Source organism: Aquaspirillum sp. LM1, assembly GCF_002002905.1.
Taxonomy (GTDB): Bacteria; Pseudomonadota; Gammaproteobacteria; order Burkholderiales; family Aquaspirillaceae; genus Rivihabitans.
Map to the genome: position 1 here is coordinate 1,155,378 of NZ_CP019509.1, position 10,492 is coordinate 1,165,869.

The following is a 10,492-nucleotide window of genomic DNA, read 5'->3' on the forward strand; positions in this document are numbered from 1 at the left end:
ACAACAAAATGGCGGTCTGGCCGGGCCGTCAGGCGTGCTTGGTGCCAAAAATCTTGTCACCGGCGTCGCCCAGGCCAGGAATGATATAGCCGTGTTCATTCAGATGGCTGTCCAGCGCGGCAGTGACGATTTCCACATCCGGGTGTGCTTCGCTGACAGCTTTCACCCCTTCCGGCGCGGCCACCATCACAATGGCCTTGATGCTCTGGCAGCCCTTGCGCTTGAGCAGGTCGATGGTGGCAATCATCGACCCGCCGGTGGCCAGCATCGGGTCGATGATCAAGGCAATGCGCTCGTCCAGGCTATCGACAAACTTGTCGAAGTACGGCACCGGCTCCAGGGTTTCTTCGTTGCGGTACAGGCCCACCACGCTGATCTTGGCCGACGGCACCAGATCGAGCACGCCGTCGAGCATGCCCAGGCCAGCGCGCAGAATCGGCACCACAGTGACTTTCTTGCCCTTGATGCGCTGCACATGGATGTCGCCGCACCAGCCATCAATGGTCACCGGCTCCAGTTCGAAGTCGCGGGTGGCTTCGTAAGCCAGCAGCCGTGCCAGCTCGTGGGTGAGGGTGCGGAATTTATAGGTGCTGATGTCGGCCTCGCGCAGCAGGCCGAGTTTATGCTGCACCAGAGGGTGGTTGACGATGGTGATAGGCATGATTCCCCGCAATCTGGATCGACGTCCGCCGGGGGGCGGGCGTTAAAAAAGCGCAGTCTGATGATGGACCTGCGCCGACCGCGCCAGCGATGGCTGACGCGGCACAAACGGCTGGATTGTACGCCGGATAAGACCGGATTTGCCATGGCGGATGGTGCAAAATCAGGAAAGCCGGCGCGCCAGCCTGCCGCTGGCACACGCCAGTGGCGAGCCGGCAGTCTGCCTGCTACTGTCAAAGCTGCGTGCCGCATGCCAAACAGGCACCCCTGGCTGACTTGCATCCCCACAGACAAGATTTAATGACATAAGGTATTATTTTGACATAGTCGTGTCCTGGTAGCGACAGACACCTCGCCACACCGATCGAATCAGGAAAGGACACTCCCATGTGGGTTCAACGCAAACTGTCCGGCTTGCTCTTGCTGGTGCTGGCCGTTGGCGTGGCAGCCCCTGCACTGCTGTGGGCCGCCTGGGACATCCAGCGCAGCGCCCGCCAGCAGCAACAGGCATTTGCCCAGGAAATCCAGCAGTTCCAGCGCAAGCTGGAATCCGGCCTGCAATCGCCGCTGTGGGATCTGGCCCCAGACAGCGCCGCGCCCTTGCTGGATGCCCAGTTTCAAGACCGCCGCCTGGCCAGCCTGACCGTGCTGACCGACGCCCGCCAGCTGTTTTATCACCACGACGAAGCCAGCCGGCGTGATGGCCAGTGCACGACTCACCATCTGCCGGTTTACCGGCAAACCCAGCTGCTGGGCGAAGCGCTGGCCGAGTTTTGCGATGGTGCGCTGCAGGCGCAGATTGCCCAGCAGCGCAGCGAGCGGCTATGGCTGATTGGTGGCCAGTTTGGCCTGACGCTGATGCTGATTGTGGCGCTGCTGCACTGGCGGCTGGTATTGCCGGTGCGCCAGCTGGTGGCGCAGGCCCAGGCGCTGGCCCAACGCCGGCTGGCGCAGCCGTTTACCTGGCTGCGCCGCGACGAGCTGGGCCAGCTGGGGGCGGCGCTGGAAACCACCCGGCAGGCGCTGGCCCAGCTGTTTACCCGGCTGGAGCAACAAAACCAGGCGCTGCACGCCGAACTGCAGCAGCGCGCCGCCATCAGCGAGGCGCTGCGCCACAGCCAGCAGCGCTATCAGGCGCTGGTGGACGAAGCGCCGGAAGGCATTGCGCTGATTTGCCCTGGCACCGGGCGCTTTGTTGAAGGCAACCCGCAAACCGCCCACCTGCTGGGCTGCCGGCAGGATGCCCTGCCAGACTACACCCCGTTTGATGTCGCGCTGACGGTAAAAACCGACGCACCCGCCGTGTGGCAGCAGCGCTGGCTGTCGGCGCTGCATGCCGCCAGCGAGGGCGTATTCAGCCAGTTTCGCTGGCGTTTTCAGCCACTGGACGGCCAGCCGCAACGGCATATCGACGTCCACCTGGGCCGGCTGGATACCGGGCAGGGCCGCGCCATTCGCGCCACCCTGCTGGATGTCACCGCCCAGGTCAGCGCCGAACGCCAGCTGCACCTGATGCAGCGCGCCACCGAACAAAGCCGCGATGGCATTGCCATTCTGGACAGCCGGCTGACGCTGAGCAGCTGCAATCCGGGATTCCGCTGGCTGTTTGGCCATGAAGATGTCCGCCTACTGCCCTGCCTGGACCCGCACAATCCGGCCTTGTATCAGGCCTTGTGCCAGCAGCTGGACAGCGAAGGCAACTGGCAGGACGCCATGTGGCTGAACACCCGTCAGGGCAGCCGCTACTGCCAGGTGCGCATCAGCCGGATTGTCAGCGAGGAAGACCCGGACAACCATATCTGCGTGGTGACCGACACCACCGAAACCCACCAGCAGGAAGACCGCATCCGTTACCTGGCCCACCACGATCCGGTGACCGGGCTGACCAACCGGCATTTTTTATACGGACGGATGGCCGAGGATATTCACCTGACGCCACCGCGCCCGTTTGCCCTGGGTTTTCTGGATCTGGACCGGTTCAAGACCATCAACGACACCCTGGGCCACGAAGCTGGCGATATTTTATTGCAGGCGGTGGCGCGTCGGCTGCAGACCATCATTCGCAACGAAGACCTGGTGTCGCGGATTGGCGGCGACGAATTTGTCATTCTGGCCAGCGGCATGCGCCAGGCCAAGGAAGCCGACGAGCTGTTCACCCGTGTGCTGGGTGCGTTTCACGAGCCATTTGAACTGGCCGGCAAGCTGTTTCACATTACCCCAAGCATTGGCGTGTGTTTTTTCCCGTCCGACGGCGACAATGCCGACGTGCTGATGCGCAACGCCGACACCGCCATGTACGTGGCCAAGGCCGCCGGGCGCAATACCTACCGGCTGTTTGCCCAGGCTATGCACGCCCAGAACGCCGAGCGGCTGGATCTGGAGCGCGAATTGCGCCGGGGCATTCAGCAGGGTCAGTTTGTTGCCCATTACCAGCCCAAGGTAAACCCGCAAGGACGGCTGATTGGCTGCGAAGCGCTGGTGCGCTGGCAGCACCCCGAACTGGGCCTGCTGTCGCCCGCGCGGTTTTTGCCCATGGCCGAAGAAACCGGCCTGATTGTCAGTATTGGCCGTCAGGTGCTGCTGGCCGCCTGCCAGGATTGTCTGCGCTGGCGTCAGGCCGGCTATCCGGATCTCTGCGTGGCGGTGAATGTCTCCAGCCGGCAGTTCAGCCACGACAATTTGCAAGACACCGTGCAAGCCTGCCTGGACCAGAGTGGCCTGCCGCCGGATGCGCTGGAGCTGGAGATTACCGAAAGCCTGCTGATGGACAATCTGGAACAGGCCATTACGCTATTGAATGCACTGCGGGCGCTGGGCATTCGCATCTCGCTGGACGACTTTGGCACCGGCTATTCCAGCCTGAGTTATTTGCAAAAGCTGCCGATCGACACCCTTAAAATCGACCGCAGCTTTGTCCAGCATATCGACAGCCGCCCCGGTGACGCGGCCATCACCCGCGCCATCATCACCCTGGCCCATGGCCTGGGCGTGCGCGTGGTGGCCGAAGGGGTGGAAACCGTGGCCCAGCGCGATGTGCTGAACGGGATGCACTGCGACGTGATGCAGGGTTTCTGGTTCAGTCGGCCAGTGTCGGGCGAGGTGCTGATGACCCGGCTGGGCGACACCTTTGGCGGTGAGTCATCGTAAGTTACCTGCCTTAGGGATACGCTGGTTTATTCAGTAAAATCGTGTTTGCCAAAAGCAACACCTAGCAAAATCAAAATCCTGGATTCCCGCCTTCGCGGGAATGACGATTTTTTCAGCGCATCCTTAGGGGCTTGAACCGGTGGGGCCGGCGTGCGCCGGCTTAGTCCGCCACGCGCGCCAGCAACACGTAAAACTCGCGTTTTTCTGCCGGTCGGGCTCCACGCCACCGCGCCTGCCACGGCCCTTGCGGCTGGTAATGCGGGTCTGGCGTGGTAATCAGCCGATAGCGGCAGGCTTGGCCAACCGGGCCATCGCTGTCTGGCAAAGACAGCCCGATATAGTAATACGCCATTGCCCTGGGCAGCTGATTGCTGCGCGCCGTGCTCACGCACTCGCCCGTGTCCGGCAAGGCCTGGCGCAGCGACAGCATCACCGGCTGATAGCTTTTTTGCGCATCCAGCCACGGCAGCCACAAGGCACCGGCCAGGCTCCACAGCAAGGTCATCCCCAGCGCCCAGTTGGTGACCGCCTGACGGCCCATCAGCCGGCGACGGGTCACGGCCCAGCCCCAGGCCAGAGTAATGCCCAGCGCCAGCAGCAAGGGCAGAACATGCACCTGCGCCTGATACGTCGGGCTGTACTTCACCGCCAGCGTGAGCAGCTGCACCGGCCAGCCAAAGTTCATCGCCGCCCAGCCCAGCCAGATCAAGCCGCCAGCCAGGCCCAGGGTGAGCACGCCAAACCAGTTGAAAAACGCGGCAGCCCCGCGCTTGAGGGTATCGAGCTCCACAGCGGCCAGCACTGCCATCGGCAGCAACAGCGGCAAGGCATACAGGGCGTTCTGGCGCGGCGACAGCCACAGCACCAGCAAATTAATCGCTATCAGCAGCAGCGGCAGCTGATAGCGCGCGGCATTCAAGCGTTCACGCCCCCGCCACACCGCCCAGGCCGCCAGCGGCCACGCCGGCCAGGCAAACCACGGCAATAAACGCAGGTAATAGCCAAACTCATGCAGCAGTGTCAGCCGGCCAAAACCATAAAACGGCCCCAGCGCCAGCGAATACCACCATTGGGCAAACAACGCCGGCTCGTGCTTGAGCATCGACAGCGGCCACAACAGCGCCAGCGGCATGCCCAGCGCCAATGAAATGGTCACCGTCTTGATATACTGGCGGCTGCGCCAGCCAGGCAGCAGCAAGAGCAGTAACACCGCCAGCCACACCACAGCCACTTCCATCAGGCTGGCCGACAACAACAGCGCGGTGCTGCCCAGCGCCAGCGCCAGCGCTGCCAGAAACCCCCGGCGCTGCGCCAGCGCCAGCCCCAGCAAGCAGGCCGATTCGGCGCAGAGCATGGCCACATCGGGCGACAGCTGGTGGCCGGATTCAATCAGGCCCAGGCAGCCAATCAAGATCAGCACGGCACTGCGGCCATGGCGGCGGCCAATCAGCTCGCGGGCAGTCATGCCGGTAAACAGCAGGGTCAGCGCCATAAATAAAGGCGTGGCCAGCCGGGCGGCGTCGTGCAGCGCCAGCCAGGGCGACAATAACCGGGCAAACCCGGCGGCCACCCAGTAATACAGCGGCGGCGTATCCAGATAGGCTTCGCCGACAATACGCGGCACTTGCCAGTCGCCGCTGTGCAGCATCCACTGCACCACGCCCAGCGCATAGGGCTCGTCGGGTTTCCACGGGCCATGGCCGAGAATGCCCGGCCACAGCCAGACAAAGCACAGCAGCAATAGCAGCCAGGGTTTTTCCGTCGGTTTGGGCAGTTCGGGATGTTTGGGCGGGGTATAGGTCAGCATGGCAAGCAGTCAGGACGGCAGCCGTCAGAGGGCGTATTGTGCGCGATTGGCGCAAACAAAAAAAGGCAGCCATGGCTGCCTTTTTGTCGAGCTGTCGCGGATTAGCGCGAGAACTTGCCGAACTTTTGCTTGAACTTGTCGATACGGCCAGCGGTGTCCAGCACCTTTTGCTTGCCGGTGTAGAACGGGTGGCATTGCGAGCACACTTCAACGTGGAAGTTTTCCTTGCCCATGGTGGAACGGGTCTGGAAAACATGGCCGCACGAGCAGGTCACGTTGACTTCGGTGTAATCCGGATGGATACCAGCTTTCATGTTTTTTCCTTTGGGTCACGGGCGCAGGGGTTTTGCCTGCGCTACTTGGTCAAACGCGCATTATCCGGAAAACCCTGCCCCTTGACAAGTCACCGTCGGCCACTTTTGCCGCAGATTCTGCCCACCCGGATGGTGCGCTGCATGATTGACGCGCTGCCGTGGCACAGCGATGCTGTGGGCTTCCCAGCCCGGAGCCTGCGAATGAGCCAGATATCCGTTGATGCCTTCCAATGCCTGATTGACGCCGACCTGCCGCTGGTCAGCCTGTTTGGCATTCGCACCACCGCCATTGGCCACGGCAGCGCCAGCATGCGCATGCACTTCAACCCCGGCCTGATCCGCCCCGGCGGCACCATTGCCGGACCGGCGCTGATGGCGCTGGCCGATGTCACCCTGTATGCAGTGGTGCTGGGCATGATTGGCCAGGTGGAGTTGGCAGTGACCACCAGCCTGAACATCAATTTCTTGCGCAAGCCCGGCCAGACCGACATCCTGGCCGAAGGCCGCATTCTGAAACTGGGCCAGCGTCTGGCGGTGGGCGAAGTGCTGCTGTACGCCGAGGGTGACCCAGAACCCGTGGCGCATGTCACCGGCACTTATTCGATTCCGCCGCGCCGCTGATGCTTCTGCTCATGCCGCCACGCCCTGTGGCGACTGCGGATAGCGTTGCGGCTGTTGGGACAGCCAGTCCAGCGCTTCCACCCACAGCGGCTGGGCGGTGGCGCGGAAATAGCCCATATGGCCAATCTGCGCCATGCCAAAAGAATTAGGCTGGATGTCACGCCCCTGCCAGGGGGCATTCTGGTAACCCGGCATAAAAGCATCACGCGAGCCCGGCGAGGCCCAGCTATCGTCCACCGCATTGGCGGCCAGAATGGGCAGGCGCACCTGGGCAAAGCGTTGCGCCAGTTCCGGCAGGCTGCTGTCTTCAAAAAAATACCGTGGATAACGGCACCAGTGCTTCCATTGCCGGTAAACATCCAGCGGCAGGTTTTCGCCCATATTCAGCCGCTTGAGCGGCAGATAGCCATACCAGCGCGTCAGCAGCGGGCCGACCATATTGAGCAAAAACCGCACACGCCAGCCTTCAAGGGTGGGCATCCAGCCATGCCAGCCAGAGCCGGTGCCAAAGGTAAAGCAGGCGTCAATCAGTTCGTGATTGGGCAACAGCCCCAGCGCGTGTCCGCCGTAGGAATGGCCCAGCAGGTACAGCGGGCAACCGTCCCCGTGCATGGCTTTTACCGCCGCCGCCAGATCCTGCTGACCCCAGTCCAGATAATTCATCCGGAAGCCGCGCAGCTCTGCCGGTGCCGACAGGCCCACTCCGCGATAGTCCAGCGTCAGCGTGTCGTAGCCACGCAGGCGGGCAAACCGGGCAAAGCGGCGGTAAAACTGCTGCTGCACCCCGGTGGCCCCGGCCACAATCAGCCGGGCGCGCACCGGGCCGCTGGGCAGATAACGCTGTGCCACCAGCGGATACCCATCGGCGGTTTCCAGCGTTTGTATATGGAAAGAGCGCTTGTCTGCGGCGAGTGAGAGCGACATGGCAGGGCATCTTATGCTGAATAGAATGCGCATATCATGACACCGTCAGGCGCGCCATCACAAGAGCGTAGAAATACCTGAATGTCGTGATGTAATATCAGCAAAACGCCCGGCAAGCCGGGCGTTAAATAAGCGCTGATAAATTCAGAGAAACCGTTTCTGCCAAAAACCAAAACCCAGCAAAATCAAAACTCTGGATTTGCACCTGCGCAGGAATGCCGATTTTTTTTCAGCCTATCCCTCACAGCTCAACCTGGTTCAGCACCTGCAGCATCTGGTGCATGATCTTCGGATTGGCGGCCAGGATGTCGCCAGACTCCAGCCAGCCTTCATTGCCGGTCAGGTCGGTGATGATGCCGCCAGCTTCCTGCACCAGCAGGCTGCCCGCAGCAATATCCCACGGCTTCAGGTTCATTTCCCAGTAACCATCGGTACGGCCACACGCCACATAGGCCAGATCCAGCGCGGCGGAGCCTTCGCGGCGCACGCCCACGGTGCGTTGAATCATGGCCTTGAGCTGGGCCATGTCCAGATCCAGCTGGCTGGTGTTGACGTGCGGGTGACCGGTGGCCACCAGGCAGTCGGACAGCTGGGTGCGCTTGCCCACGCGGATGCGGCGGTCGTTCAGAAAAGCCCCTGCGCCCCGGCTGGCGGTAAACAGATCGTTACGGTTGGGATCGTAGATCACCGCATGGCTGAGCACGCCGCGCACCGACAGCGCAATGCTGATGCAGTACTGCGGGTAGCCATGCAGATAGTTGGTGGTGCCATCCAGCGGGTCGATGATCCATTCGAACTCGGACTGGCCAATCCGGGAGCCGCCAGACTCCTCTGCTAGAATGGCGTGGTCCGGATAAGCATCGCGAATGGTGTCGATGATGGTCTGCTCGGCGGCGCGGTCAACTTCGCTGACAAAATCGTTCGGGCGTTTTTGCTCGGGACGCAGGATGTCGAGGTTGTTGGAAGCGCGCTGGATCACACTGGCAGCGCGGCGGGCGGCTTTGACCGCAATCGTGAGCATCGGATGCATGGATGGCCTTTCACATGGCACACGCACCGCCCGGCACCGGCCCTGAATCAAGGAACCGGCACGCCAGCGGCAGCGCCGTGTGCTGCAATTCTGTTAATGAACAAAAAAACCCGAAGACGGTTTCGGGTTCTGGTATCGCACCATTTTAATGTGATTTTCCCAATGATGAAACCCGAAGCTGTTGATGTACTGAAAAATATTCGCGTGGTGCTGGCCCGGCCCTCGCATCCGGGCAATATTGGCTCGGCGGCCAGAGCGATGAAAACCATGGGCCTGACCCGGCTGACCCTGGTGGCCCCGCGCGATTTCCCCAGCGCAGAAGCCAACACCCTGGCCTCAGGCGCAGTGGACGTGCTGGAGCAGGCCCAGGTGTGCGCCAGCCTGAGCGACGCGCTGGCCGACGTGACCCTGGCCGCCGCGCTCACCAGCCGCCGCCGCGAAATTGCCGCCCCGCTGCTCACCCCGCGTGATGCCGCCGGCGAACTGCTGGCCTGCGCTGCCCAGGGCCAGCAAGTGGCGCTGGTATTTGGCAACGAAACCTTTGGCCTGTCGATTGAAGAAGTGGAGCAATGCAACCTGCTGGTGACCATCCCCGGCAACCCGGACTACTTTTCCCTTAACCTGGCCCAGGCGGTGCAAGTGCTGGCCTACGAGCTGTTCAGCCAGACCGGCTACGGCCTGGACGCGCTGCGCCAGCCGGTGGAACACGCCAGCCACGCCCAGGTGGAAGGCTTTTATCAGCACCTCGAACACACCCTGCAGCAGATTGGCTTTTTTGAACGCCGTCCGCCCGACCGGCTGATGCGCCGCTTGCGCACCCTGTTTAACCGCAGCCGCCTGCAGCGCGAAGAAATCGACATCCTGCGCGGCATGCTCAAACAAATTGAACGCCACGCCCCAGCCCAGCCGCCACAGCCATGACCCCCCTTCCCCACCCGGCGCACTACCGCCAGCCCGTGGTGCGCGACCTGGCCCAGCTGCTGCTAGGCCAGCCACCATGGCACACCGGCTGCGAACTGCCCCACCCCCGCCTGCTGGGCGCACACGGCCTGAGCCTGCTGGCCGAACTCGACACCCAGCCCCAGCCGCTGCTCGACGCGCTGGCCCAGCGCCCGGCCACCCGCCGGCTGGGCCGCTATGTAGAAGCCCTGCTGCACAGCTGGTGCCAGCTGGCCCCGCATTGCCAGGACATTCACGCCAACCTGCCCCTGCGCGACGGCGGCCACACCCTGGGTGAATTTGACCTGCTGCTGCGCCTGGACGGCGAACCCTGGCATCTGGAGCTGGCGTGCAAATACTATCTGGTGGTGGGCCGCCACGGCGAACACTGCGTTGGCCCCAACCCGCACGACGCCTGGCAGCGCAAGCTGGCTAAACTGCAACAGCAACTGCGCCTCAGCCGCCACCCGCTGGCCGCCCAGGCCCTGCCCGCCGGCTGGCAGGGCTGTCAGGTTGGTTCGGTGTTACGCGGCCAGTTTTTTTACCGCGACACCCCACTGGCCCTGCCCCCGCTCAACCCAGCCGCCCCCGCCGGCTGGTGGCGACCGCTGGCCGACCCCTGGCTCGGCGAAACCCACCCCGCCACCCGCTACCTGCACCTGCCGCGCCTGGCCTGGCTCGGCCCCGCCCAGCGCCCGGCCCACGCCAGCGACCTGCTCACCGCCACCACCCTGCGCCCACACTTGGCCCACTGCGACAGCCCGCAACAACTGGCCCAACTGCAGCAAACCGCCAACGGCGACTGGCAAGAATGCGCGCGCGGGTTTGTTGCCCCCGGCGCGTGGCTGGAGTCGGATATGTTGACCCTGGCGGAGGTGTAGGCGCGGATTGGGGTTTATTCATGCAGGGCAAACATTTCTGGGGCACTCCGCAGTGTTTGCCTGGGTTATCGCTGAAACCGGTTTCGGGGCATTACGCCCTTCCTGTGCAAAGTATTCCGGTTCGGAGACACAGGCGGCACCATCACGTGTGCCGCTGATGGATGTCAGC

Annotated in this window: 9 protein-coding genes; 4 read left to right on the plus strand and 5 right to left on the minus strand. The window is 63.0% G+C overall.

The window, feature by feature from the left end:
• Positions 1–28: 28 nt before the first annotated feature.
• Entirely contained in the window at positions 29–661 is a 633-nt protein-coding gene (gene upp, locus BXU06_RS05045) for a uracil phosphoribosyltransferase (RefSeq protein ID WP_077297419.1), read from the minus strand.
• A gap of 386 nt (positions 662–1,047) precedes the next feature.
• Between upp and BXU06_RS05050 the strand changes: the two genes are divergently transcribed.
• Positions 1,048–3,807 carry a bifunctional diguanylate cyclase/phosphodiesterase gene (locus tag BXU06_RS05050; protein ID WP_077297421.1) on the plus strand — a complete coding sequence of 920 codons (2,760 nt, stop codon included), beginning with the start codon at positions 1,048–1,050 and terminating at the stop codon, positions 3,805–3,807.
• Between the two features lie 160 nt (positions 3,808–3,967).
• On the opposite strand, the gene BXU06_RS05055 is transcribed toward BXU06_RS05050, so the two are convergent.
• Both BXU06_RS05055 and rpmE read right to left on the minus strand, forming a co-directional pair.
• Positions 3,968–5,614: a glycosyltransferase family 39 protein gene (locus BXU06_RS05055; protein WP_077297423.1), complete on the minus strand. Its 1,647-nt coding sequence runs from the start codon at positions 5,612–5,614 to the stop codon at positions 3,968–3,970.
• A gap of 101 nt (positions 5,615–5,715) precedes the next feature.
• On the minus strand, positions 5,716–5,928 hold the full coding sequence (gene rpmE, locus BXU06_RS05060) for a 50S ribosomal protein L31 (RefSeq protein WP_077297425.1): 213 nt from the start codon (positions 5,926–5,928) through the stop codon (positions 5,716–5,718).
• A gap of 201 nt (positions 5,929–6,129) precedes the next feature.
• Between rpmE and BXU06_RS05065 the strand changes: the two genes are divergently transcribed.
• Entirely contained in the window at positions 6,130–6,549 is a 420-nt protein-coding gene (locus BXU06_RS05065) for a PaaI family thioesterase (protein WP_077302668.1), read from the plus strand.
• Positions 6,550–6,558: 9 nt separating this feature from the next.
• Here BXU06_RS05065 and BXU06_RS05070 read toward each other — a convergent pair whose 3' ends face one another.
• The gene (locus BXU06_RS05070) at positions 6,559–7,473 is read right to left on the minus strand and encodes an alpha/beta fold hydrolase (RefSeq protein WP_077297427.1); all 915 of its coding nucleotides are present in this window, start codon (positions 7,471–7,473) and stop codon (positions 6,559–6,561) included.
• Between the two features lie 241 nt (positions 7,474–7,714).
• The gene (locus BXU06_RS05075) at positions 7,715–8,503 is read right to left on the minus strand and encodes an inositol monophosphatase family protein (RefSeq protein WP_077297429.1); all 789 of its coding nucleotides are present in this window, start codon (positions 8,501–8,503) and stop codon (positions 7,715–7,717) included.
• Positions 8,504–8,665: 162 nt separating this feature from the next.
• Here BXU06_RS05075 and BXU06_RS05080 point away from each other — a divergent pair, with 162 nt between their 5' ends.
• Entirely contained in the window at positions 8,666–9,424 is a 759-nt protein-coding gene (locus tag BXU06_RS05080; protein ID WP_077297431.1) for an RNA methyltransferase, read from the plus strand.
• The gene (locus BXU06_RS05085) at positions 9,421–10,323 is read left to right on the plus strand and encodes a DUF1853 family protein (RefSeq protein ID WP_077297433.1); all 903 of its coding nucleotides are present in this window, start codon (positions 9,421–9,423) and stop codon (positions 10,321–10,323) included. The genes BXU06_RS05080 and BXU06_RS05085 overlap by 4 nt, the downstream gene beginning before the upstream one ends.
• Positions 10,324–10,492 lie beyond the last annotated feature (169 nt).

Excerpts from the sequence above, each read along its gene's own strand:
- upp (WP_077297419.1), bottom strand. The coding sequence starts at position 661 with ATGCCTATCACCATCGTCAACCACCCTCTGGTGCAGCATAAACTCGGC.
- BXU06_RS05050 (WP_077297421.1), top strand. The coding sequence starts at position 1,048 with ATGTGGGTTCAACGCAAACTGTCCGGCTTGCTCTTGCTGGTGCTGGCC.
- BXU06_RS05055 (WP_077297423.1), bottom strand. The coding sequence starts at position 5,614 with ATGCTGACCTATACCCCGCCCAAACATCCCGAACTGCCCAAACCGACG.
- rpmE (WP_077297425.1), bottom strand. The coding sequence starts at position 5,928 with ATGAAAGCTGGTATCCATCCGGATTACACCGAAGTCAACGTGACCTGC.
- BXU06_RS05065 (WP_077302668.1), top strand. The coding sequence starts at position 6,130 with ATGAGCCAGATATCCGTTGATGCCTTCCAATGCCTGATTGACGCCGAC.
- BXU06_RS05070 (WP_077297427.1), bottom strand. The coding sequence starts at position 7,473 with ATGTCGCTCTCACTCGCCGCAGACAAGCGCTCTTTCCATATACAAACG.
- BXU06_RS05075 (WP_077297429.1), bottom strand. The coding sequence starts at position 8,503 with ATGCATCCGATGCTCACGATTGCGGTCAAAGCCGCCCGCCGCGCTGCC.
- BXU06_RS05080 (WP_077297431.1), top strand. The coding sequence starts at position 8,666 with ATGATGAAACCCGAAGCTGTTGATGTACTGAAAAATATTCGCGTGGTG.
- BXU06_RS05085 (WP_077297433.1), top strand. The coding sequence starts at position 9,421 with ATGACCCCCCTTCCCCACCCGGCGCACTACCGCCAGCCCGTGGTGCGC.